19 protein-coding genes are annotated in these 22512 nt (G+C 62.6%); 12 read left to right on the top strand and 7 right to left on the bottom strand.

Features of this window, described 5'->3' with window-relative positions; genetic code table 11:
* Nucleotides 1-96 precede the first annotated feature (96 nt).
* Nucleotides 97-297, top strand: coding sequence for a cold-shock protein (locus GXP70_RS29110; protein ID WP_090575021.1), 201 nt, complete (start codon nucleotides 97-99; stop codon nucleotides 295-297).
* A gap of 85 nt (nucleotides 298-382) precedes the next feature.
* Here GXP70_RS29110 and GXP70_RS29105 read toward each other — a convergent pair whose 3' ends face one another.
* Both GXP70_RS29105 and GXP70_RS29100 read right to left on the bottom strand, forming a co-directional pair.
* The gene (locus tag GXP70_RS29105) at nucleotides 383-796 is read right to left on the bottom strand and encodes an ImmA/IrrE family metallo-endopeptidase (RefSeq protein WP_162360163.1); all 414 of its coding nucleotides are present in this window, start codon (nucleotides 794-796) and stop codon (nucleotides 383-385) included.
* Between the two features lie 14 nt (nucleotides 797-810).
* Nucleotides 811-1221 (bottom strand): helix-turn-helix domain-containing protein, encoded by a 411-nt coding sequence (locus GXP70_RS29100; protein WP_225442918.1) that lies wholly within the window; start codon nucleotides 1219-1221, stop codon nucleotides 811-813.
* 340 nt (nucleotides 1222-1561) lie between these two features.
* Between GXP70_RS29100 and GXP70_RS29095 the strand changes: the two genes are divergently transcribed.
* From GXP70_RS29095 to GXP70_RS29070, 6 genes are all read left to right on the top strand, one after another.
* A complete protein-coding gene (locus GXP70_RS29095; protein ID WP_162360161.1) occupies nucleotides 1562-1939 on the top strand; it encodes a hypothetical protein in 378 nt (125 codons plus the stop codon).
* A 165-nt stretch (nucleotides 1940-2104) separates the two neighbouring features.
* A complete protein-coding gene (locus tag GXP70_RS29090; protein ID WP_225442602.1) occupies nucleotides 2105-2638 on the top strand; it encodes a phage holin family protein in 534 nt (177 codons plus the stop codon).
* A 174-nt stretch (nucleotides 2639-2812) separates the two neighbouring features.
* The gene (locus GXP70_RS29085; RefSeq protein WP_162360160.1) at nucleotides 2813-3898 is read left to right on the top strand and encodes an AI-2E family transporter; all 1086 of its coding nucleotides are present in this window, start codon (nucleotides 2813-2815) and stop codon (nucleotides 3896-3898) included.
* A gap of 57 nt (nucleotides 3899-3955) precedes the next feature.
* Nucleotides 3956-6745 carry an ATP-dependent DNA helicase gene (locus GXP70_RS30010; protein WP_225442601.1) on the top strand — a complete coding sequence of 930 codons (2790 nt, stop codon included), beginning with the start codon at nucleotides 3956-3958 and terminating at the stop codon, nucleotides 6743-6745.
* Between the two features lie 237 nt (nucleotides 6746-6982).
* The gene (locus GXP70_RS29075; protein WP_162360159.1) at nucleotides 6983-7495 is read left to right on the top strand and encodes a metallophosphoesterase family protein; all 513 of its coding nucleotides are present in this window, start codon (nucleotides 6983-6985) and stop codon (nucleotides 7493-7495) included.
* Entirely contained in the window at nucleotides 7479-9500 is a 2022-nt protein-coding gene (locus GXP70_RS29070; RefSeq protein WP_162360158.1) for a GTP-binding protein, read from the top strand. Before GXP70_RS29075 ends, GXP70_RS29070 begins: the two co-directional genes overlap by 17 nt.
* Before the next feature lie 779 nt (nucleotides 9501-10279).
* Here the strand turns inward: GXP70_RS29070 and GXP70_RS29065 are convergent.
* A complete protein-coding gene (locus GXP70_RS29065; RefSeq protein WP_162360157.1) occupies nucleotides 10280-11902 on the bottom strand; it encodes an arylsulfatase in 1623 nt (540 codons plus the stop codon).
* 391 nt (nucleotides 11903-12293) lie between these two features.
* Here GXP70_RS29065 and GXP70_RS29060 point away from each other — a divergent pair, with 391 nt between their 5' ends.
* Nucleotides 12294-13196, top strand: coding sequence for a TauD/TfdA dioxygenase family protein (locus GXP70_RS29060; protein ID WP_162360156.1), 903 nt, complete (start codon nucleotides 12294-12296; stop codon nucleotides 13194-13196).
* 112 nt (nucleotides 13197-13308) lie between these two features.
* Here GXP70_RS29060 and GXP70_RS29055 read toward each other — a convergent pair whose 3' ends face one another.
* Both GXP70_RS29055 and GXP70_RS29050 read right to left on the bottom strand, forming a co-directional pair.
* Entirely contained in the window at nucleotides 13309-14154 is an 846-nt protein-coding gene (locus tag GXP70_RS29055; RefSeq protein WP_162360155.1) for a hypothetical protein, read from the bottom strand.
* 278 nt (nucleotides 14155-14432) lie between these two features.
* Nucleotides 14433-15308, bottom strand: coding sequence for an SDR family oxidoreductase (locus tag GXP70_RS29050; RefSeq protein ID WP_162360154.1), 876 nt, complete (start codon nucleotides 15306-15308; stop codon nucleotides 14433-14435).
* A 152-nt stretch (nucleotides 15309-15460) separates the two neighbouring features.
* Here GXP70_RS29050 and GXP70_RS29045 point away from each other — a divergent pair, with 152 nt between their 5' ends.
* The gene (locus GXP70_RS29045) at nucleotides 15461-16432 is read left to right on the top strand and encodes a helix-turn-helix transcriptional regulator (protein ID WP_162360153.1); all 972 of its coding nucleotides are present in this window, start codon (nucleotides 15461-15463) and stop codon (nucleotides 16430-16432) included.
* A gap of 270 nt (nucleotides 16433-16702) precedes the next feature.
* On the opposite strand, the gene GXP70_RS29040 is transcribed toward GXP70_RS29045, so the two are convergent.
* Nucleotides 16703-17671 (bottom strand): NADH:flavin oxidoreductase/NADH oxidase, encoded by a 969-nt coding sequence (locus GXP70_RS29040; protein WP_162360740.1) that lies wholly within the window; start codon nucleotides 17669-17671, stop codon nucleotides 16703-16705.
* Nucleotides 17672-17903: 232 nt separating this feature from the next.
* Between GXP70_RS29040 and GXP70_RS29035 the strand changes: the two genes are divergently transcribed.
* The 3 genes from GXP70_RS29035 to GXP70_RS29025 all read left to right on the top strand — a co-directional run bounded on the left by GXP70_RS29035 (nucleotide 17904) and on the right by GXP70_RS29025 (nucleotide 21522).
* On the top strand, nucleotides 17904-19034 hold the full coding sequence (locus GXP70_RS29035) for a nitric oxide synthase oxygenase (RefSeq protein WP_162360152.1): 1131 nt from the start codon (nucleotides 17904-17906) through the stop codon (nucleotides 19032-19034).
* An 81-nt stretch (nucleotides 19035-19115) separates the two neighbouring features.
* On the top strand, nucleotides 19116-19370 hold the full coding sequence (locus GXP70_RS29030; protein WP_162360151.1) for a hypothetical protein: 255 nt from the start codon (nucleotides 19116-19118) through the stop codon (nucleotides 19368-19370).
* A gap of 406 nt (nucleotides 19371-19776) precedes the next feature.
* Nucleotides 19777-21522, top strand: coding sequence for a DEAD/DEAH box helicase (locus tag GXP70_RS29025; protein ID WP_225442599.1), 1746 nt, complete (start codon nucleotides 19777-19779; stop codon nucleotides 21520-21522).
* A gap of 52 nt (nucleotides 21523-21574) precedes the next feature.
* Here GXP70_RS29025 and GXP70_RS29020 read toward each other — a convergent pair whose 3' ends face one another.
* Nucleotides 21575-22408, bottom strand: coding sequence for a metallophosphoesterase (locus GXP70_RS29020; RefSeq protein WP_162360150.1), 834 nt, complete (start codon nucleotides 22406-22408; stop codon nucleotides 21575-21577).
* Between the last annotated feature and the right edge of the window lie 104 nt (nucleotides 22409-22512).

Here is a 22512-nt window from a genome sequence, read left to right as displayed (position 1 = left end):
CATTTTGTGAATGGTACCTTTTTCAATGTGTGATTTTTTTATTTCGCAAACACGAATAAAAAGTACATGTTAATTTAATTTTGGAGGTAATTCCACATGCAACAAGGTACAGTTAAATGGTTTAACGCAGAGAAAGGTTTCGGCTTCATCGAAGTTGAAGGCGGCAACGACGTATTCGTACACTTCTCCGCAATCGTAGGCGAAGGCTTCAAAACGCTTGACGAAGGCCAACGCGTTGAGTTCAACGTTGTTCAAGGCAACCGTGGACCACAAGCAGAAAACGTTGTAAAACTGTAAGGTTTACCGTTTTCGTACGAACAGCCCTGCGCATCATGCGCAGGGCTGTTTTGTTGTGTTCGGAACTTGCCTGGGTTGTGAACCTTCAATAATACCGAGTCAGCTCGGTCGGAATATTATGCCGCATGAAATAGGTATCGATCGATTCTTCTTCCTCGGGCCGCTCGTTATAGAGCAGGAGTTGAACGGCAAATTCATTCGCTTCCGTCTCGTAGCGCCCCGCGACGAAGAAGGAGCTCTCGTCCAGGAAGAAGCGGCTGATGCCCCGGTGGAGCTGATCATGCCCAAGCTCATGCGCGCAAACGACTCGCTGCCATACGTCGGACAAATTCTGGTTGATCGCAATAAATCTGCGGCGCAGCGTACGAAGATAGTACCCCCGGCAGCTGCAGGGAAGGTCGAGGATCTGCACCGTTACCTTCATTTGAGCCGCCAGCTTGAAAGGATCGGTCGTTCCGTGCTTGCGAACGAGTTTGCGTACGAGTTGCTCGATGTTCATTCCATTCCCCCAAATCAGCTTTCCGAATCCCGTTTGGGCCGCTTGTTCATCCGCTTGGCATCCCAGAACATGCTCTCCATGTAGCCAAGCACGCGCGCCTTCTCCTCGGCCGTGAGCGGCACGCCGTCGAACATGACCTCCTGCTGATTCAGAAACGTTTTGAAGTCCTTCACATCCTTGCGGGTCGCAAAATCGGGAATCGCCTGGGCGCCGGCAGCCTCCAGCGAGACCGGGTTATCGGATCTTCCGAGCAAATAGTCGACCGTCGTATGCAGCACATCCGCAAGATCGCGCAGCATCTCATTATTCGGGCTGCTGTAGCCCGTCTCGTAATTCGAGATCGTCGTCTTCTTCGCGTTCACGAGCTCCGCTAATTGTTCCTGCGTATAATGCATCGCTTTACGCCGCTGTTTCAACCGCTCCATCAACACGCATACCGACCACCTGTTCGCATATAAGTTCAAGTATATTGTACTACATGACGGAGCATTTGCAACCCTTGCTTTTACAAAAAACAACAATCAATGGATCCAAATTTTTCATGCAATATTGATTGACATCCCATATTATTGGATTTATGCTTGAACTCCCGTCCGATTTCGCTGGATACCAGCCTGCATTCTTCCGATTTGGCATTAAATCGCTTGGGGGAAGTGGCCGAGGCAGGACAGTCCTAATGGCGGGTGGGTTTTTTGCAACCGAAAGTCCAAGTAACTCAAACTACTGGTGATTGGATCAAATCAGGAGATCAGGGAGGTTTTAACAATGGCGGACCAAGGACGAACGGCGCTTCTTGCAAGCGTATCGCAAGCGGAGAAGGCCCGGGTGAAACAGTTGTTGAAGGAGTTGGCGCAGACGAAGCGATTCATCGCCGCATTCGAGGAAGAGGCGGAGCGGCTGGGCGCCGAGCAGCTGGAGCAGTACGAGCGGTGCAAGCGCGAGGTGAAGCTGATCGAGCGGGCGATCCCGGCCATTCCGGACGACGAAGTCCGGCGTATTGTGGACTATCGTTTCGTGAAAGGCCATTCCTATACGGCAACCGTGCGATTCTTCGGCGGCTGCATGAGCGACCGGACGGTCGAGCGCAAGCTGAACGAAGGCATTGCCTTCGTGGCAAGGATGCTGCGGATGTGGAGGAATTGAGCGCCGACGGACCTTGCCGGCAGCTTGTCGGTAAGATGACCGTCAACTGTCGGACAGGCCCGGCTATAGTTAAGATATGGGAACAAGCGTTCGATATAGAAGGGAGGATGCCGACCGGATCGGAACGCCAAGCAAGCGCAAGCTGCGGCAGCGCACTGTGGGGATATGCGCGGCTGGACAGTCAACTATTGCTGGGCACAGCCCTGCATCGGCAGGGACTATTCTTTTGTTAGGGGATGGGAGTTATATATGGATCAATCCGGGAATTTCTCTATCATTGAATTTCTTTACGGCGAGGGAGATGCAGTCAGGGCGATTATGAACGCGCTTATGTTTTTTGTCCTTTTGGATTGGCTGACAGGCGTATGCGCAGCCAGGAAAGATTCGGCGAACGTTGGCAAATACGGAATGGACGGCATTTTCCGAACGTTTTTTATTTTGCTGCTGCCTGCCGGCGGACACTTGCTGGATCAGGCGCTTGGGCAATCCGGCGTTATTTTCGGGGCGCTGTCGGTCGGAACGCTCTATCTTATTCTCCAAAGCATGACGGCCAACGGGCTGCGTGCCGGCTGGGGGGACTATTTCCCCGAATGGTTGATCGGCCCGATCATGCAATGGGTCAAGAGCGAGCTGGAAGCCAAAATTCAAAGAGCGACCGGTAGAAGCGGCGGCGACAACGAGGGATCTAAGAATGGATAAGGCGGCATGATGATTCTGCAGCGCGCGCATACCGGCATGAACCGTCTCCTCCCGGCATAGCATGTACCGATGGCCATCGTCGGAACGTCGAGTCCCTCGTTTGAACGAGGACTGGCTGCGGTTAATAACGGAATAATGCGCTGCGGTGGGCGCGAGATGCCGGGAGGAAGGTCCATGTCGCTTCAAAAAGGTTTTTTCCGGGTTTGCCTGGGGATCATCGCGCTGCTGCTCATCGTGTATTTGACCGCGAAGATCAGCTTTATTTTCAAACCTTTGCTGACCATATTCAATATTCTGATCGTGCCGTTCATGCTGGCGGGCTTCTGCTATTACCTGCTTCGTCCGGTCGTGAGCGCTATGGTGAAGCGGCGGGTCAATAAAATGGCTGCCATTCTGCTGATTTACTTGTTCGCCGCGGCTTTGCTCGCCGTGTTCGTCAGCGTCGTCTGGCCGACGCTGCAGACGCAGCTGGAGAACTTCGTGAAGGGCGCGCCGCAGCTGATCGCGGAGTTCAAGGACCAGCTCAACCAGCTGCAGAGCAGCCGCTGGTTCTCGTCGTTCGCGGTCGATGAGGCGGCGTTGTCGACGAAGCTCTCCGACTACTTGAACCAGGCCATTACGGCGGCGTCCAACTATGTATCGAACGTCGTATCGGCCGTGACGAATTTCATAATCATTATCGCGACCGTGCCGATCATCCTGTACTACATGCTGAAGGGCAGCGGTCATATTTCGTCGTCCATTCTGGCCGTCGTTCCGCGGCGCTTCCGGAAGGAGGGGGCCGAGGCGCTCCGGGAAATCGACGATGCGCTAAGCGGCTTCATCGTCGGGCGCGTCATCATTACATGCCTGCTTGCCGTCATGCTCTACATCGGGTTTCTGGCCATTGGGCTTCCGTATTCGCTGCTGCTGGCGATCGTCGCGTTCTTCTTCAATATCATTCCGTACATCGGGCAGTTTCTGGGAGCGATTCCGACCATTATCGTAGCGTTCACCGTATCGCCGACGATGGTGGTCTGGGTGGTTGTCGTGACGGTGGTTGCGCAGCTGGTCGAGAGCAATGTGCTGTCGCCGAGCATTTACGGCAGGCGGCTCGATATTCATCCGCTGACGACGATCGTGCTCCTGCTGGTGGCCGGCGACATCGCGGGCATTCTCGGCGTCATTCTGGCGATTCCGGCCTATATGGTCGTCAAAATCATTGTCGTTCACGTCTATCGGCGGTTTCTGGCGGACCGCGTGGAAGATTTGGTAGATTGATGAAAATGGCTATGTCCAAGCCCCGATTGCTGGTACAATGGAGGAACGAATGTTCTCATGGAAAGCGGGGCGGTCGCGATGAATCCGACGATCCGGCTGTCGGTGCGCGCGCTGGTGGAATATGCGCATCGAAGCGGCGATATTGAATCCGGCTTCCGGACAGCGGCTGCGCTGACGGACGGGACGAAGGCGCATCAGCGCGTACAGAAGCAATACGGCGAGCAAGACGAGAAGGAAGTGTACGTCAGCGCGGAGATGGTCATGGACGATCTCCTTTTTGCCGTGGACGGGCGCTGCGACGGGCTGCTGGCGGACGAGGCGAACGGCGGCTTCGTCGTCGACGAGATCAAGTCCACTTCCGGACGGCTGCCGGAGAGCGTGGACGAGACGTACCCCGTCCACTGGGCGCAGGCCAAGTGTTACGCGTACATGATCGCGAAGGATCGGGAGCAGGATGCCGTCACCGTGCAGTTGACGTACGTGCAGGCGCAGAGCGAGGCAGAGCGGCGGTTTCGCCAGCGGTGGACGCGGGCGGAGCTGGAGCGGTTTCTGACCGAGATGGTACGCGCCTACTACCCGTGCGCGGTGCAGCAGGTCCGGCACGGGGAAGCGCGGGATCGGAGCATCAAGGAGCTGCCTTTTCCGTTCGCGGCGTACCGCGAGGGGCAGCGCAAGCTTGCCGGCGCGGTATACAAGAGCATTGCCGGCAAGCGGAAGCTGTTCGCGAAGGCGCCGACGGGCATCGGCAAGACGATGTCGACGATTTTCCCCGCGGTCAAGGCAATCGGCGAAGGACTGCTGCAGCGCGTCCTCTACTTAACGGCGAAGACGAGCGCCCGCGCGTCGGCAGAGCAAGCGTTCGCCATGCTGCAGGCGAAGGGGCTCCGGCTCCAGGCCGTAACGTTGACCGCCAAGGAGAAAATATGCTTCCAGGAGGAAGTCCGCTGCAGCAAAGAGCATTGTCCGTACGCGGACGGATATTACGACCGGATCAACGAGGCGCTGCTCGATTTGCGCGCCCATGAAACGCTCATCACGCGCGAGGTCGTCGAGGTCTATGCCCGCAAGCATCGGGTATGCCCGTTCGAGTTCTCGCTGGATGCCGCTTACGGGGCGGATGCGATCGTCTGCGACTATAACTACGTATTCGATCCCCGCGTCAACTTGAAGCGGATGTTCGACGAGCAGAAGCGCAGAACGGCGGTGCTCGTCGACGAGGCGCATAATCTGGTCGACCGGGCGCGGGACATGTACTCCGCCGAGCTGCATAAGAGCGCCTTCCTGGCCGTGCAGCGCGCCTATAAGGGCGTGCATGCCGGCGTGCACGGCGCTGCCAAGGCCGTCAACGATCATTTGCTCGCGCAGCGCAAACGGATCGGCGACCGCCAGCGGGAATCCGTCCGCGAGCTGCCGGAGGAGCTGGCCGCGCTGGCGGAAGCGTTCGTCGTCCAGGCCGAGCGCGCGCTGCTGGATGGGGGAGCGGGAGGCGGCCGCAGCCCGGCGGTTCCGGGCGTGCAGGCGGGCGCAGAAGCCGGCTATGCGAGCGAAGAGGGCTTGTTCGCGCTGGCGGGAAGCGACGAGTCCGGCGGTCAGTCGGCGACAAGCGGCCGCGGCTCCGGCGGCCTCGCGCTGGCCAGTGCGGCCACGGACGGTAGTGGCTCCGGCGGCCTGGCATCAGCTAGCGCAGCCACGAACGACCGTGACCCCGGCAAACTCGCATCGGCCTACGCAGCGACGAGCGACCATGGCTCCGGCAGCCCCGCATCAGCTAGCGCAGCCGCAAGGGACCGCGCCTCCAGCAGCCTGGCAGCGGTTGAAGCCGGCCAGAGCGACCGGGATTCCGGCAGCTTATCGCCGGCCAGTGCGGCCCCGGGCGGCCACGTCATCGGCGATCTCGTGCCTGCCGATGCCGCATCGGGCGGCCGCGGCGGCACGGCCCCCGGCACTCCGGAGCTGCTGGAGCTCTATTTCGCCTGCCAGAACTTCGTGCGAGCGGCCAAGCTTTACGACGAACGGTACGTCACGTACACGGAATGCGAGCGAAGCGAAGTGCGGGTCAAGCTGTTCTGCCTCGACCCGTCGCATTTGCTGCGCACGATGGGCAAAGGCTACCGCTCGACGGTGTTTTTCTCGGCGACGCTGACGCCGCTCTCCTATTACATGGACATGCTGGGCAGCGACGGCGAAGCGGACTATTCCGTCGTCATTCCGTCGCCGTTCTCGCGCGAGCAGCTGGAGGTGTACGTCAGCCCGATGTCCACCCGGTACCAGGACCGGGAGCGGACGAAGGAGCCGATCGTGTCGCTGCTCAGCCGGGTGACGGCGCAGCACCGGGGCAACTATCTCTTGTTCTTCCCCTCCTATGCTTATATGGAGGATGCCTGCGAGCGATTCGCCGCGCAGCGGCAGGAGCGGACGGATGCGGACGACATGAGAATCATCGTGCAAAGCGCGCGTATGTCCGAGGAAGAGCGGGAGCGGTTTCTGGCCGCCTTCCAAAGCGGGGCCGGGGAGCGGGTGATCGGCTTTGCGGTCATGGGCGGCATTTTCGCGGAAGGGATCGATCTGGTCGGAGACCGGCTGACGGGCGTCGCCGTGGTCGGCGTCGGCCTGCCGCAGGTCGGGTTCGAACGGGACATTATGAAGACGTACTTCGACGAGACGGGGAGGGGCGGATTCGAATACGCGTTCCAATTCCCCGGCATGAACAAGGTGCTGCAGGCGGGAGGCCGGCTGATTCGTTCCGAGCAGGACCGGGGCGTGCTGCTGCTGATCGACGACCGCTACCTGCAGCCCTCGTACCGGCGGCTGCTGCCTCCGGAGTGGCTGGACTATACGCTGCTGTAAGCGGAGCGGCGCCGGGAACGAACCGGCGGCGGCAATGACGAGCGGGAGCGGGTGCAGCCTTCGGATATGATTCACGGCCACTTTCGCCTATTCGCGAAAGGCGGGCGCGATGTCCGGCTTAATTTGAAGGCGGCTATTGAACGAAGCGGGGTTTTGCCCAATAATGAAGCTATCAAGCGTCCGGGCGGCAGAGGGACAACGGCGGCACGGCGGGCGCGGCGAAGGAGTTGAACAGCCATGAAGGTTGTCGTGGTTTCCGATACGCACATGACGCGTATGGCCAAGAAGCTGCCGGATCGGCTGATTCGGGAGCTGGCGAACGCCGACGCGATTCTGCATGCCGGCGATTGGATGACGATGGCGGTGTGGGATATGCTTCGCGCGTACGCGGAGACGGACGGCGTGGCGGGCAATAACGACGGTTCGGACATCGCGTCGAAATTCGGGCACCGCAAAATCGTAACGTTCGGCGGCGTGCGCATCGGCATCGTGCACGGCCATACCGGGATGGGCAAACGCGCGGACACGGAGACGAACGCGTTCAAGTCGTTCTCCGCCGGCAGCGTCGACGTCATCGTCTTCGGTCATTCCCATGTGCCCGTGAAGCGAGAGCGGGACGGGGTGCTGATGTTCAATCCGGGGTCGGCGGCGGACAAACGCCGGCAGCCGAAGTATTCCTTCGGCATATTCACGATAACGGGAGGCCGGCTGGTTCAGGCGGAACATATCTACTATGACGACAAAAGCTGAAGATACGATTAAAGCCGGAACAACGATCAAGCTGCGCAACGTCGGGATTTTCGCCCACGTCGACGCAGGCAAGACGACGACGACCGAGCAGATGCTCTACCAGAGCGGGCATATCCGCGCGCTTGGCAGCGTGGATGCAGGTACGGCGCAGACCGATTGGATGGACGTGGAGCGGGAGCGGGGCATCTCGGTGCGCGCGGCGGTAACGCGATTCGCGTGGCAGGACACGCCGATCAACCTGGTGGACACGCCGGGGCATGTCGATTTTCTGTCCGAGGTGGAGCGCTCGCTGCGCGTCATGGACGGGGCGGTGCTGATCGTCTCGGCGGTGGAAGGCGTGCAGGCGCAGACGGAAATTATTTGGCAGGCGCTGCGGGAGCTGGGCATTCCGACGATCATCTACGTGAATAAAATGGACCGGATCGGCGCGGACGCGAAGCGGGTGCTCGCGGAACTGCATCGGCTCTTGTCGCCCGGCGCGGTGCCGATTGCCGCGCCGATCGGCGCGGAGGCGGATTTCGCCGGATCGGTTAATCTGCTGGACGCGTCGGAGATGGCGGGCCATCCGTGGGCGGAGCCGGAACGGCAGCGGCTGCTGGAAGCGGCGGCGGAGCAGGACGAGGCGCTGCTTGAAGCGTATCTGGACGGCCAGCCGCTGGACGAGCGGGCCGCGGCAGCCGCGCTCGTGGCCGGCGCGCACCGCGGGGCGCTGTTCCCGGTGCTGTTCGGCTCATCGAACCGCGGCATCGGCGTGAAAGAGCTGATGAACGCGATACTCGCGTATTTGCCGGCTCCGTCCGGATCGGAGGAGGCGCCGGCGGCAGGCGTCGTGTTCAAGATGGAACGCGACCCCGTCATGGGCAAAATCGCGTACGTCCGTCTCTACCAAGGCCGGATTCGCAACCGCGATACGGTGCATAACCACACGCGGGACACGCAGGACAAAGTAACGCAGATCCGCCGGGTGCACGGACAGAAATCGGAGGACATCGGCGTGCTTGCGGCAGGCGACATCGCCGCCGTGTACGGCCTCAGCCGCGCGCGCATCGGCGACGTGCTCGGCTCGCCGGAGGGCGTGCCGGGCGAGAAGCGGCTGGCGGTGCCGCTGCTGACCGTGCAGGTGCAGTGGGGCAGCGAGGCGGACTATCCCGCGGTCGTCGCGGCGTTCCAGGAGCTGGCGGACGAGGATCCGCAGCTTGATTTGCAATGGCTGCAGGACGAGCGCGAGCTGCATTTGAAGGTGATGGGGCCGATCCAGATGGAGGTGCTGACGTCCATCCTGCTGACCCGGTTCAAGCTGGCGGTCAGCTTCGGCGCGCCGTCGGTCATCTACAAGGAGACGCCGGCCGCGGCGGGCGAAGGGTTCGTGGCGTATCTGGCGCCGAAACCGTGCTGGGCGATCCTGCGGTTCGTCATCGAGCCGGGCGAGCGGGGCAGCGGCCTCGTCTACAAGTCGAACGTGCGGAACGAGCGGCTGTTGGACAGCTATCAGAACGAGGTCGCGCGGCGCGTGCCGGAAGCGCTGCAGCAAGGGCTGCGGAACTGGGAGGTCACGGACCTGTCCGTGACGCTCGTCGAAGGCGAGCACCATGTCTGGCATACCCATCCGCTCGACTTCGTCATCGCGACGCCGATGGGCATCATGAACGGGCTGGCGAACGTCGGCACGAAGCTGCTGGAGCCCATGCTGCGTTTCCGGCTGTCGGTGCCGGAGGAATACGGCGGCAAGCTCATGAACGAGCTGGTCGTCATGCGCGGGGAGTTCGAAGCGCCGGTGCTGCGCCAGGAGCGGATGGAGATCGAAGGGCTGCTGCCCGTCGCGACGACGCTGGACTTCCCGGCGCGGCTCGGCGCCATGACGAAAGGGCGCGGCGCGCTCACGACGTTCTTCGCCGGCTACCGCGAATGCCCGCCGAACGTCGACGTTTCGCGAGTGCGGCGGGGCGTCAATCCGCTGGACGAGGCGAAGTATATCCTGGCCATGCGGAATGCGCTGAGCGGATAGGGCGAACCGGGGCGGAGCGCGCGTGATAGGCATACGCGCCGGGCAGGCAGTCTGGCATGCCCGCCGGGGCTGGGCGGCCTGGGATCCGCGCCGGAGCCGTGCAGCCGGCATGCCCGCCGGAGCCGTGCGGCCAGTCATACGCGCCGGAGCCGTGCGGCCGGACATGCCCGCCGGAGCCGTGCGGCCTGGGATGCCCGCCGGAGCCGTGCGGCCTGGGATGCCCGCCGGAGCTGGGCGGCCTGGGATGCCCGTCGGAGCCGTGTGGCCTGGGATGCCCGCCGGGGCTGCAAGGGATTCGGACAGAGGATCCGTTATTGACTCGAAATCGGGGCATATTGGGGGAGAGACGGACAGAGGATCCGTTATTGCCGTCGGACAGAGCCGAAAACCCGCCTCGCGGGCAAAATAGCGGAACGACGGTCCGCGAGCTAGTCCAAAATCAATAGTAATCGGTCTATAGCGGATCTCCTGTCCATGGGCTTGTTTTCGACGTTCGCGCCGGGCGCATAGCCGCAACATGGTCGCTCATTCCGTGGCGGGTCGTGCCTGTGCGGGCGTCGCTTCCTGCCCGGATCGGCGGCTGAACATACGAAGGGCGCGGCGGGAATATCCGCCGCGCCCTTAGCCTGCGTGATGATCATCACCAGGCAGAGCCATCGACGCTTGGTCGATGGCCTGTTGCATATAGCCCTGCAAAGCTCGGCGCCCCTAGCGGCACGCACAACATCCCGTCTACCCCTTCACGCCGCTGCTCACCGCCGCTCATGCGGTTCGCTCCTTTATTTTCGAATGAAATGCGTCGCGCCCGAGGCCTCTTCGCCGCGCGCCTTGGCGTACAGGTCCAGAATCTTCTCGCGCGGAATGACGCCGGCTCTCGCTGCCCATTGCTCGTATAGCTCGCGGAGCTCCTTCGCCTTCTCCGGGAGGGCGGCCGCCAGATCGCGCTGTTCCGTACGGTCCGCTTCGATATCGTACAGCTCCCACGCATCCGGATAATTCCGCACCAGCTTCCATCTGCCGACCCGGACGGCGCCGTTGCCCTCGTGTTCCCAGAACAGCGGACGGCGATCGCGGTCATCCGATGCGAAGAGCGGGACAAGGCTCTCGCCTTCCAGCGGCAGAATGTCGCGTCCGCGATACGTTTGCGGGTAAGGGGCGCCGGTTGCTTCGAGCACCGTCGCCATGATGTCCGTCAGCTGCCCCGGGGAATGGCGGATGCCGCCTTGCTCATGAATGCCCGCCGGCCAGTGCGCGATGAGCGGCGTCGAAATGCCGCCTTCGTGCACCCAGTGCTTATACAGCCGAAACGGCGCATTCGATAAATTCGCCCAGGCGACGCCGTAGCTTTGATAGGTGCGCTGCGAACCCGGCAGCACGCCCGGGCCGTTGCCGTACGCGATCGGGCTTCCGTCCTTCGCCTTCTCCAGCAGGCTTCTGCGCTTCTTCAGGAACGCGGTGAACGGCTCGTCGAGCTCTTCCGCGCAGCCGCCGTTGTCCGCAAGGAACAGAATCAGCGTATTGTCCAATTGACCCGTCTCCTCGAGCGCCCGCACGATGCGCCCGATGCCCTGATCCATCCGGTCGATCTGCGCCGCGTAGACCTCCATCCGGCGCAGCCGCCATTCCTTATCTTCCGCGTTCTCCCAGGCCGGCTGGGAAGGATCGCGTTCGGACAGCGCCCAGGAGGCGTCCACGAGTCCGAGCTCGACCAAGCGCTGCAATCGTTGCTCGCGGAGAACGTCCCAGCCTTCGTCGAAGCGGCCTTTGTATTTCGCGATATCTTCTTCAGGCGCGTGCAGCGGCCAATGCGGCGCGGTGTACGCGACATACTGGAAGAACGGCCGATCCGGCCCGGCGGCCGCGTGCTCGCGGATATTGCGCGCCGCATCGTCGCTGATCGCGTCCGTCAGATAGAAGTCCTCGGCCAGCGCTTCGTGCTCCGCGTTATCGTTGTCCCGGGTCAGCGTGACCGGCTGGAAGTAATCCGCCGCTCCCGTGATGATGCCGTAATAGCGGTCGAATCCGCGCTGCCTGGGCCACGTATCGTTCGGGTTGAAAATATCGGTCGCGACATGCCACTTGCCGCTCATGTATGTACGGTAGCCGTGGTCCTTCAGCGCTTCGGCGATCGTCACGCAGCGCTCGTTCAGGTTGCCGGCGTACCCTTCGGGGCCGTCGTCGTCCACGAGAATGCCGACGCCCGTCTGATGCGGATGCAGGCCGGTCAAGAGCGAGGCGCGCGTGGGGCTGCAGCGGGCCGTATTGTAGAACTGCGAGAACCGCAAGCCGTGCGCGGCCAGGCGGTTCAGATTGGGCGTATCGACTTCGCCGCCGTAGCAGCCGATGTCCGAGTACCCCATGTCGTCGTTCAAAATCAATAGCACGTTCGGTTGTGAACTCATTTCGTTTCCTCCTTGTTTCATGCATAGAAAAAAAGAGGCTCCCGGCGCATGGCGTCTGCCATGCGAGGGAACCTCCAGTTGTCCGGACGGTCGTAATATGCGGTTATCGTGAAGCGCGTTATTCGCATGGAGATATAATACCGAGTAATTCAGTGCGAAATATTGCGTTTACTATATCCCTAGCGATGCCGCTTCGTCAACCGTTCCTGCAATAAAATTACAAAAAATTATAGTATTGACAGAAGCGGAAGCCATCCGCTATCTTATTATTAATCCGATTGGAGTTATCGGAATTATACGAACAAGCCAACGCTGACCAGACCGCTGGAAGCCAGGGAACCCTTTCCCTGGCCTTTTTTTGCCTTATACCAGAATAACGGAGGGATGTAACATGGCAGTGACGGTAACGGGAACAAAGGAATGGAAGGTCGAACGGATCGCGGGACGCCTCGGCGCCCAGGTGTCGGGGGCCCGCCTCTCAGGGGAGTTGGACGACGCTTCGTTCGAAGCGATTTACGAGCTGCTGCTCGCGCATAAGGTGCTTTTCTTCCGCGGCCAGCAGCATTTGACCAACGAGGAGCAGGAGCAGTTCGCGAAGCGATTCGGCAATCCCGTCGCGCATCCGACAGTACCGGCCATCGCAGGCACGGACTATACGCTGGAGCTCGACTCCGACAAGGGCGACCGCGCGAACTCGTGGCATACGGACGTCACGTTCCAGGCTGCCTATCCCAAGATCTCGATCCTGCGCGGCGTCTCCATCCCCGAGTCGGGCGGAGACACCGTATGGGCCGATACGCATGCCGCCTACCATACGCTGCCGGTCGAATTGAAGCAATTCGCCGAGCGGCTGTGGGCCATCCACTCCAACGACTACGATTACGTGAACCAGCGGTACGTATGGAGCGAGAACGGCAGGAAGCATTTCGAAGAGGTGTTCACGTCCAAGGTGTACGAGACCGAGCATCCGCTCGTGCACGTGCATCCGGAGACGGGGGAGAAGCACCTGCTCCTGGGCCATTTCTTCAAGCGCTTCATCGGCTACAACACTGCGGATTCCGAAGATCTGTACCGTCTGTTCCAGCGGCATATTACGCAATTGGAAAACACGGTTCGCTGGAGATGGCAGGCAGGCGACGTCGTCATCTGGGACAATCGCGCCACGCAGCATTACGCGGTGAACGATTACGGAAGCGCCAAGCGCGTCGTGCGCCGCGTGACGATCGACGGGGAAATTCCGGTCAGTTTGAGCGAACGCCGAAGCGTGACGCGCGAGGTCGGGAAGAAGAAATAAACGAACGGCGGGCCGAAACAGGGGATGCTTCCCCGAATTCGGCCCGCCGTTCGTTTATCGCTGCTCTCATGAATGGCTGCAAACGCGGGAATCGCGCATGCAGCGACGATGGTTATACTTTCGCAAGCTTGCTCGGATTGTTGATTTTGTACGGAACGGGATGCTTCGTCAGCTTCTTGGCGACGACCTTCGCTTCGAACGTGATCGTATCGCCGACCTCCAGCTCGAGCTTCTTAAGCGTGTTGCTGTGGCTGGACCATGCGTCGCCGAGCTCGAGCTCCGGCTCCGTGATCGCGACGTTCCCGTAAATAACGACCTCGTCGTCCTCCTCGGCGAAATGGTTCGGCACCGTGGCGAACTCCTTGACCGTCGCGGTCATCTTCACCTTCTCCTCCGGGAGCTGCGGCTTGGCCGATTTCTTCTTGGCCGGCTTCTCCTTGGCGGCTTCGGGCGGCGCTTTCTCCGCGGAAGGCTCGTCCGCCGTCGCCGCTTGCGCGCGGTCCGGGGCTTCCTCCTGGTGGCCGACGGCGGCGGCGGCTGGCGCGCTGTCCTTCGCAGCCGGAGCTTTCGCCTGAACGTCCGCTTCGGTACCGGAGCCCCCGGCACCCGCTGCCGCCGAAGCCGGCTCATCCTGCTGCGCGTCCGCCTCCGCCTCCGCCGTCTCCGGCGCATCGGCCGGGCGCTGCCGCTGGCCGTAGTTGGACGCCTGCATTTCCTTGAGGAGCGCCGGATGAATCAGGTGGCGCTGCTTGTTCCCGAACTCGATGACGGCCGTCATGAAATCGACGAAGCCGACGATGGCGCAGGGCATGGCGCTGCCGCCGCGTTTGTAGACGAACGCCTTGGACTTGACCGCCTTGTCGGACAGCAGGCCCCACTGCTTGCATTGCTCGATCAACGCGTCTTCGTCCGCGAAAGCGCTGAATGCGCCCGGCTCGATCGTAAATGTATGCTCCATCCGTTTGCCCTGCCTTTCCAATGCCATAGTTAGCTTCAGTGTATCATGTTTCGTCCCGAATGCGAATGTCGGATGCGGAACGGGATACGGCCGAGCGGAGGGGAAAGGAGGCGGCTCAGGCGGTGTCCGCGGCGCGTCCGGCGGCTCGCTCGCCGAGCCGAGAAGAACGGTCCCGGAGGCCTTCTTGAAGGCTCCCGGGCCGCGGCATGCAAAGACGACGCCGGCGGGGTCATGCGCTGCGCCGCTTGCCGGCCGCGCTCGCCGCCGACCCGATTCCGTCACTTATAGAAGCCCTGCTCTTCCGCGTAGCGTCCCCAGTGCGGCCGCCGCCCGTCGACGTCCTCGATGCCGTAGTCGTCGGACAAGCCCCACGAAGAGAAGATGCGGCCCGATTTGCTCATCAGATCGGGGTCCGCCGCCAGCGCCGCGATGCCGCGACCGACGAAGAACGGCGTCTCCGACTGGAGAAAATGCGGATCCTGCGCCCCCGCGTCCCGCCAATTCGCTTCGGTTACGCCGAAATGGGCCAGCATTTCCTCCGAACGGAGAAAGCCCGGCGTTACCGCGACGGCGGCGACGCCGTGCGGCCGCAGCTCCGCCGCCTGCGATTCGGCCAGATGGATAACGGACGTCTTCGCCAGGCTGTAAGGCAGGTTGCCGCGATACTTGTAATCGATGCCGTCCGTAATTTCCACGATCAGCCCCGAGCCGCGGCGGATCATGAGCGGAGCGCCGTAATAGCTCGTAATCATATGCGAGTGCACGGCCCGTCGCTGCATGAGCAGCGCCTTGTCCAGCGAGCCTTCCCAGAACGGCTTGCCCCATTCCGTCAGCGATTCGCCGCCCCAGACGTCGTTGACCAGGATGTCGAGCCGTCCGTCCTGCTCCTCCGCTACGCGCGCGAACAATGCCTGCACCTCCTCGGGCACGGTATGGTCGACGCGGACCGCGATGCCGCGGCCGCCCGACTCCGTCACGAGCTCCGCCGTCTCCTCGATCGTCTCCGGGCGGCCGATATCCGACGGGTTGCCGCGCACGCTGCGGCCCGTCGCGTAGACGGTTGCGCCCGCGGCGCCCAGCATGGCGGCAATCGCGCGCCCGGCTCCTCTCGTTGCTCCCGCCACAACGGCGATTTGTCCTGTCAATGGTTTCATTAGTCATCCTCCTTTTGGAATAAGGCCGGCATAAGTCTGCATGGCGCGCTCGGCAGCCATAAATCCACGAACGCTATCAGTATAGCCTGCAAACATGACAGCTATTGTCTTATTCAAATGCTACAATCGAAGATAGAAGGAGGCGGAGAACGATGCGCGCGGATCGGTTGATGGCGGTGCTGGCCCTGCTGCAGGCGCACGGCAAATTATCGGCGAAGGAAATGGCGGAGAAGCTGGAGGTGTCCGAGCGGACCGTTCATCGGGACACGCAGGCGCTGAGCGTCGCGGGCATTCCCGTGTACGCGGACCGGGGCAGCGGAGGCGGCTGGTCGCTGCCCGAAGGTTACCGCAGCCGGCTGACGGGTCTGACGACGGCGGAAATTTCGTCGCTGCTCTTCCCGCGGGACGTCGTCCGGGACCTCGGGCTGGAGGGCGGCGCGCGAACGGCGGCAAGCAAGCTGCTCGCGTCGCTGCCGCCTAGGACCCGCCGCGACGCGGAGCTCGTCCGCGAACGGCTGCATATCGACGGCGCGGGCTGGCGCGATGCGGGACCGCGCGATGCCGGCGCCTCGCTGGCCGTCGTGCAGGAGGCGGTATGGGCGGCTCGGAAGCTGCGCATGACTTACCGCCCGCCCGGAGGCGAGGAAGCCAAGGACAAGCTCATCCGGCCGCTCGGGCTCGTCTTCAAGACGGGCACTTGGTACGTCATGGCGCTCGCCGATACGGAAGACGAGCTGCGTACGTACCGGATTTCGCGAATGGAGGAGGCGCGGCTGACGGCCGAATCGTTCGAGCGTCCGGCGGCGTTCGACCTCGCTTCCGCCTGGGAGCAGTCGCTTGCCTCGTTTCGCGACCGGCTGCCCCGATACGAGGCGAAGGTGCTCGTAGCCGCGGACGTGTGGAGCCGCTTCGTCCGCGAGCGGTTCGTGACGGTCGGCGGGCATGCCGACGGCGGCGAGGGCTGGATCGAGGCCGAAGCGGAATTTCATACGCCCGATGCGGCTTGCGGCGTTATCCTTGCGTACGGGAGGCATGTCAAGGCGCTCGCGCCGCAGGAGCTGCGCGAGCGGATCGCCGGGGAGGCCCGGGCTATGTCCGCCATGTATGCGGGGGACGAGGAATGACCGAGGCGCGCGGCCGGCAAGGCTTAAGCCGGCGAAGGAACGGCAGCCGCATGCGCGAACGGGCGAAAGCGGATGGACGCGGAACGGCCCGAAGAGACCCGCGGTATTCGCCGCGTTTCGCTTCGGGCCGTTCTGATGCCGCGCAATGGAGAGCCGCGGCGGTGCAGCGCAAATGTCGCGCATTGCCGCGTAAATGCCGAGCAGTGGAGCGCCGAGCCGGGCAATGCCGCGCGATGCAGAGCAAATGCAGCGCAGTGCCGGGGCGATGGATTAATAGGCGCGTTCGTACTGCCGCGGAATCAATTCGCCGGCCGTCTTGCCGCCGACGGCCTGAATCGCATGCAGCGCCCAATAGGGATCGCGCAGCATACCGCGGGCGACGGCGACCATGTCCGCGTCGCCGTGAGCGATCGTGGCGTCGGCGAGCTTGGCATCGTCGAGCATGCCGACGGCGATGACCGGCACGCCGAGCGCCTGCTTCAGCTCGCGCGCAAGCGGAACCTGGTAGCCGGGATAGAAATCCGGCTTCCGGCTGCCGATCGGCGCTTCGCCGCCGCTCGAGACGTGGAACAGATCGACGCCGGCATCCCGGTAGCGCCGGAAAATATCGATGCCATAGGCGAGGTCGTACCCGCCGTCGGCGTATTCCGCCGCGGATACGCGGATAATGAGCGGCATATCGGCGGGCATGACGCTCTTGACCGCCTGGATGACCTGCGCGCCGAACAGCGCGCGATCCTGCCCGTACTCGTCCGTGCGGTTGTTGATGATCGGCGAGTGGAACTGGTGGATCAGGTAGCCGTGCGCGCCGTGGAGCTCGATCGTGTCGACGCCGGCTTCGACCGCGCGGCGGGCGGCTTCCCGATACTTGACGACCATGCCGCGGACTTCCTCCGTGCTCAGCGCGCGCGGCTTGCGGTAGGCGTCGCTGAACGCGATATCGGACGGTCCGACCGGCTCGGCGGCATGCTCGGCCTTGCGTCCGGCATGGGCGATCTGAATGCCGATCTTCGCGCCGTGCTTGCGCACCTCCGAGATGATCCGGCGATAGGCCGGGATATGGTCGTCGGACCACAGGCCGAGGCAGTAATCGGTAATGCGGCCGTTCGGCTCGACGTCCGTCATTTCCATAATAATCAGGCCCGCGCCGCCGATGGCGCGGGTGACGTAGTGGACATAATGCCATTCGTTCGGGATTCCGTCTTTCGCTTCGACGGCATATTGGCACATCGGAGCCATGACGATCCGATTGCGCAGCGACAAGCTTTTGAGCGCATAGGGGGTATCCAGGTGATTACGGGTCAAATTTCTCCACTCCTTCGAGGTAAGGTTGACAGCCTTCCGTACGATTATAAGCTTTTCACTTACTTAATGAAAGTAAATTTCGTTTGAAAATCGGCGGAACGGGCAATCGGCCGCGGAATCCGGTATAATAGAATCATCTTACGAATGAGCGGCAGGGATCAATAGGATGCAAAATCAATCGACGGCCATCGGCCGGCCAGCGCTGCTGGAAGAGGCCGGGACATTCATCGAACAATTCGGCAGCGAGCTCGGCGTTCCGCGCGAGGAGACGGACGCGAGGCTGAAGCGGATCGCGGACGAGCTGGAGGCGACCGGTACCTATACGCATACGGACGCGGAGCTGGCGTACGGCGCCAAGCTGGCGTGGCGCAACAGCAACCGCTGCGTCGGACGGCTGTTCTGGGAGTCGCTGACCGTTCAGGACGCGCGGGCGGCACGGACGGAAGAAGAGATTGCGGACGCGATCTTTCGCCATATCGAATATGCCACGAACGGGGGCAAACTATTACCCGCGATTACGATTTTTGCACCGTCGGCGGATGCGGAACGGCCGCGGGTCCGGATCTGGAACGAGCAGCTGATCCGGTACGCGGGCTATCGGCAGGCGGACGGCTCGATCGTCGGCGACCCGGTGTCGGAGGAGCTGACGCGGATGTGCGAAGCGCTGGGCTGGCGCGGGGAGGGCACGGCCTTCGACGTGCTGCCGATCGTCGTGCAGATCGGCGGCCGCGAGCCGCGCTGGTTCGACGTGCCGCGGGGCCTCGTGCTGGAGGTGCCGCTCGCGCATCCGGATTTGCCCGCGTTCGCGCGGCTGGGGCTGAAATGGTACGCCGTGCCGTTCGTCTCCGGCATGCGGCTGGAGATCGGCGGCCTGCATTACACGGCGGCGCCGTTCAACGGGTGGTATATGGGAACGGAGATCGGGGCGCGCAATTTGGCGGATGCTTCGCGCTATGACATGCTGCCGAAGCTGGCGGCGCTGATGGGGCTGGACACGGCGAGGGAATCGACGCTATGGCGCGACAGGGCGCTCGTGGAGCTGAACGTGGCGGTGCTGCATTCGTTCAAGACGCAGGGCGTCACGATCGTCGACCATCACACCGCGACCAGGCAATTCGCCCTGTTCGCGGAGAAGGAGCGGCAGAACGGCCGGACGCCGACGGGACGCTGGTCCTGGCTCATTCCGCCGTTGTCGCCGGCGACGACGGGCGTCTTCCATACGCGCTATGACGATACGGAGAAGAAACCGAATTATTTCTACCAGCAGACGCCGTGGGGCGACAATAGCAGACAATAACGGAACATCTCACGCTCCAGCGGCCGTAGTCCCGAACGGATGGACGGCACGCGGCAAGGACGTAGAAGGGCAGGCACCGCTATGAAATCGGATTTGAATCGTTACGTATTGGACGATACCGACCGGAAGGATAACAAGACCGCGTCGCTGCTGGTCGCCGTCTCCTGGATCATCGCCATCGGCGGGATTTTACGCGCCCTGTATATGCTCAGCAGCGCGGATAGCCGGGGGTTCTGGATGACGCTGTTCGTATCGCTTGCGGCAGGCGCCTTCATCCGAGGCATGGCGGAAATCATCCGCCTGCTGCAAGCGCTCGTTCAGAAACCGGCCGGCTGAACGAGATTGACCCCCGGGGACTAGTCGGACCCCGGATGAGCCGAGCGCAAAGGCGCCTCCATCGATAGCCGATCGCTATCCGTGAAGGCGCCTTTCGCATTCGGGCCCGGAGCCTGTCGGGTGCTGCTCCTTAGCCGAACGGCGGCCTGGCGGGGGCAGGATCATGACCTGCGGCTTTCAATCTTGGCAAGCCTCCTTATACGAAGCCTATTCTGGGTAAAATAGAATATAGCGGAGCTGCATGAAGCCCGTTTGCAGCGGCGGGGGGCGGATGAATTGGCAATCGATGGCGCATTTTGGGAACATTCGGTACATGCGGAGCCCCCATCTGTGGTACGATAGGGAATGCCGGTTGTGGAGACGGAATCGTTTATACAGGGTGCATAGACAAAATGAGGTGGACATATTGGCAGGTTTCGAACAATTAGGAATTGCGAAGGAAAGGGCGCTGTCGCTGCGGAACGAGGGCATTACGGAAGCGACGCCGATTCAGGAGAGCGCGATTCCGGTCATTATGCAAGGCAGCGACGTGATTTGCCAGGCGCAGACGGGAACGGGGAAGACGCTGGCGTTCCTGCTGCCGATGCTGGAGAAGACGCGGGCGGACCGCGAGGACGTGCAGGGGCTGATTCTGACGCCGACGCGGGAGCTCGCGCTGCAGATCACGACGGAGCTGAAGAAGCGGCTGGAGGGCAAGGAAGAATTCAGCGTGCTCGCGGTGTACGGCGGACAGGACGTGGAGTCGCAGCTGCGCAAGCTGAAGCGCGGCGTACAGCTCGTCGTGGCGACGCCGGGAAGGCTGCTGGACCATATCCGCAGAGGGGCGATCAAGCTCGGCGCGGTCAAAATGCTCGTCCTCGACGAAGCGGATCAAATGCTGCATATGGGCTTCCTGACCGAGGTCGAGGAAATTCTGACCCAGATGCCTTACCGCAAGCAGACGATGCTGTTCTCGGCGACGATGCCGGCAGGCGTCCGCTCGCTCGCGCAGCGGTTCATGATCGAACCGAAGGACATTACGGTGCGCGCGCCGCAGGTGACGGTCAAGGCGATCCGCCAGCTGACCGTCGAGGTGGGCGCGCAGAACAAGCAGGAGCAGATGAAGCGGCTGCTGGAGGAGCACAACCCGTATTTGGGCGTGATCTTCTGCCGGACGAAGAAGCGCGCGAGCGCGCTGAACGATTATTTGCAGGAGAACGGATTCAACAGCGCCGAGCTGCACGGCGACTTGTCGCAGGCGAAGCGGGAGCAGGTCATGAAGCGGTTCCGCGATGCGAAGCTGCATCTGCTCGTCGCGACGGACGTGGCGGCGCGCGGGCTTGATGTCGAAGGCGTCACGCATGTGTTCAATTACGACATTCCCGAGAACGCGGAAGGCTACATCCACCGCATCGGCCGGACGGGCCGCGCGGGCGAAGCGGGGCTGGCGATAACGCTCGTCTCGCCGCATGACCGTCTGGAGCTGGCTGCCATCGAGAAAGGCATCCAGATGTCCATTCCGCGCGAGGGCCGGGCCGGCGCAGCGCCTGCGCGCGAACCGCGCGAGCGCGGCGGCGATAAGCGCGAACGCGGCGAGAAGCCGACGGGCGGCCGCTCGGGCGGCGAGCGCAGAGGCGCCGGCCGGCACGGTGCCGGCGCAGGGCGCGGCGCGCAAGGCGGCCGCGGCGGGCGTTCCGCCGCGGGCGGCGGCAAGGCGGCCGGCGGCGGGGCATACGCGGCCGCGGCCAAACGCGGCTCCGGCACGGATGAGCCGCCGCAATGGGGCGCCGCTGCGCGGCGCGCGGAAGCGCCTGCTCGCGGGCGCTCGCGCTACAGCTCGCCGGCGGGCGAAGCGGCCGGCGAACGCGGCACCGCCGCACGCGGCCGCGGCGCGGGCGCATCGCGCGGCGAAGCGGGAGCGCGCGGCGGAGCAGGCCGCGCCGGCGCGCCGCAGTTCCCGGGCAGCGGCTCGGGCCGCGGCGGAGCCGGCCGCGAAGCCGAGTACGGCTCGCGCGGCGGCGGCGAATCCCGCGGCCGCGGCCCGTCTTCTCCGCGCGGCGGAGCGGGCCGCGCTGCCGGAGGCCGCAGCGCTTCCGGCGGCGGCGCCAAAGGCGGCCGCCCAGGCGGCAAGCAAGGCCCGGGCGGCAGACCGCAGCGGACTAGGTCGCGCTAATCAGGTTTAAGAAGGCAAGGCAGCAGAAGAACGACGTGCTGCCTTGCCTTTTTTATTTGCGTATGGCGCCCGTTTCAGCCGGCTGCCCGAAGCAGCCGCCGAGGGAGAAGACGGCGATCTCGGGGGAACAGCCGATCCGAAGCGGGATTTTCACGGTTCCTAGTCCGCGGTGAATGAAGAAGCGTTCGCTTCCGTTCATGATTTTCAGCCCCGTGTGGAAATGCCGATAGGCCCCGATCGTCCGGTTCATCACCCGGATCTGTCCGCCGTGGGTATGGCCGGTCAGCAGCAAGTCGAACGGAATCCGATGGCGGCTTATGTAGTGGATGATACTTGGCGAATGCGCCAGCAGGATGACCGCGTCGTGGCGCTGAACGTCTTCGGCGCTCCGCGTCATCCGTTCATTGCCGTAAACGGAGTTGTCGAATCCGTACACCAGCACCCGTTTACCGGCGTGTTCGACGGTTACTCCGCGGTTGTCGAGGACGGCGACATGCCGATGCCGGAGCTGCGAGAGGATCGAATCGTATTCCGCCTGGGCGTACGATTTCTTCCGGAATCCGTCCATTCCTTCGCGTTCGTAGTTGCCCGGCACGAAGAAAATACGCGGGCATTGGATCTTCTGAATTTCCTTCATTATTTTCGGCAGCTGCCCCTTCCTGGAAGCAAGGTCCCCGGTAATCATCACGAGGTCGGGGTTTAACCGGTTGACCTTCCTGACCAGCGAACCGTTGATGAACCGGATTCGCCCGTGAAGGTCGGATAACTGAACGACGGTCAAGCCGCCGGCGTTCTTGCTCCCGATGCGGTAATAAGAGTATCGCACCCATAAGGTATGCAAGGCTCCTAGGGAGGCGAGACCAGCAAGCGCTGCGATTATGATCATTCCGGCGATCCTTTCTCCCGGCAAGCCGCTGACAGTCGGCATTCAGAGGGCGGCTTGCTTTTGTGCTATACTGCTCATTAACGAATGCGAAGATTGTTCGCTTT

It is taken from the genome of Paenibacillus lycopersici, assembly GCF_010119935.1.
Lineage (GTDB): Bacteria > Bacillota > Bacilli > Paenibacillales > Paenibacillaceae > Paenibacillus_Z > Paenibacillus_Z lycopersici.
The sequence above is the reverse complement of the archived record's forward strand: the minus strand, read 5'-3'. Positions and strand labels throughout refer to the sequence as shown.

Bases quoted from the DNA above. Each gene is read 5' to 3' on its own strand.
- GXP70_RS29110 (WP_090575021.1), top strand. From the start codon at position 97: ATGCAACAAGGTACAGTTAAATGGTTTAACGCAGAGAAAGGTTTCGGC.
- GXP70_RS29090 (WP_225442602.1), top strand. From the start codon at position 2,105: ATGCGCGGCTGGACAGTCAACTATTGCTGGGCACAGCCCTGCATCGGC.
- GXP70_RS29060 (WP_162360156.1), top strand. From the start codon at position 12,294: ATGGCAGTGACGGTAACGGGAACAAAGGAATGGAAGGTCGAACGGATC.
- GXP70_RS30010 (WP_225442601.1), top strand. From the start codon at position 3,956: ATGGAAAGCGGGGCGGTCGCGATGAATCCGACGATCCGGCTGTCGGTG.
- GXP70_RS29100 (WP_225442918.1), bottom strand. From the start codon at position 1,221: ATGGAGCGGTTGAAACAGCGGCGTAAAGCGATGCATTATACGCAGGAA.
- GXP70_RS29030 (WP_162360151.1), top strand. From the start codon at position 19,116: ATGAAATCGGATTTGAATCGTTACGTATTGGACGATACCGACCGGAAG.
- GXP70_RS29105 (WP_162360163.1), bottom strand. From the start codon at position 796: ATGAACATCGAGCAACTCGTACGCAAACTCGTTCGCAAGCACGGAACG.
- GXP70_RS29055 (WP_162360155.1), bottom strand. From the start codon at position 14,154: ATGGAGCATACATTTACGATCGAGCCGGGCGCATTCAGCGCTTTCGCG.
- GXP70_RS29085 (WP_162360160.1), top strand. From the start codon at position 2,813: ATGTCGCTTCAAAAAGGTTTTTTCCGGGTTTGCCTGGGGATCATCGCG.
- GXP70_RS29035 (WP_162360152.1), top strand. From the start codon at position 17,904: ATGCAAAATCAATCGACGGCCATCGGCCGGCCAGCGCTGCTGGAAGAG.
- GXP70_RS29040 (WP_162360740.1), bottom strand. From the start codon at position 17,671: ATGGCTCCGATGTGCCAATATGCCGTCGAAGCGAAAGACGGAATCCCG.
- GXP70_RS29070 (WP_162360158.1), top strand. From the start codon at position 7,479: ATGACGACAAAAGCTGAAGATACGATTAAAGCCGGAACAACGATCAAG.
- GXP70_RS29020 (WP_162360150.1), bottom strand. From the start codon at position 22,408: ATGATCATAATCGCAGCGCTTGCTGGTCTCGCCTCCCTAGGAGCCTTG.
- GXP70_RS29075 (WP_162360159.1), top strand. From the start codon at position 6,983: ATGAAGGTTGTCGTGGTTTCCGATACGCACATGACGCGTATGGCCAAG.
- GXP70_RS29045 (WP_162360153.1), top strand. From the start codon at position 15,461: ATGCGCGCGGATCGGTTGATGGCGGTGCTGGCCCTGCTGCAGGCGCAC.
- GXP70_RS29095 (WP_162360161.1), top strand. From the start codon at position 1,562: ATGGCGGACCAAGGACGAACGGCGCTTCTTGCAAGCGTATCGCAAGCG.
- GXP70_RS29050 (WP_162360154.1), bottom strand. From the start codon at position 15,308: ATGAAACCATTGACAGGACAAATCGCCGTTGTGGCGGGAGCAACGAGA.
- GXP70_RS29065 (WP_162360157.1), bottom strand. From the start codon at position 11,902: ATGAGTTCACAACCGAACGTGCTATTGATTTTGAACGACGACATGGGG.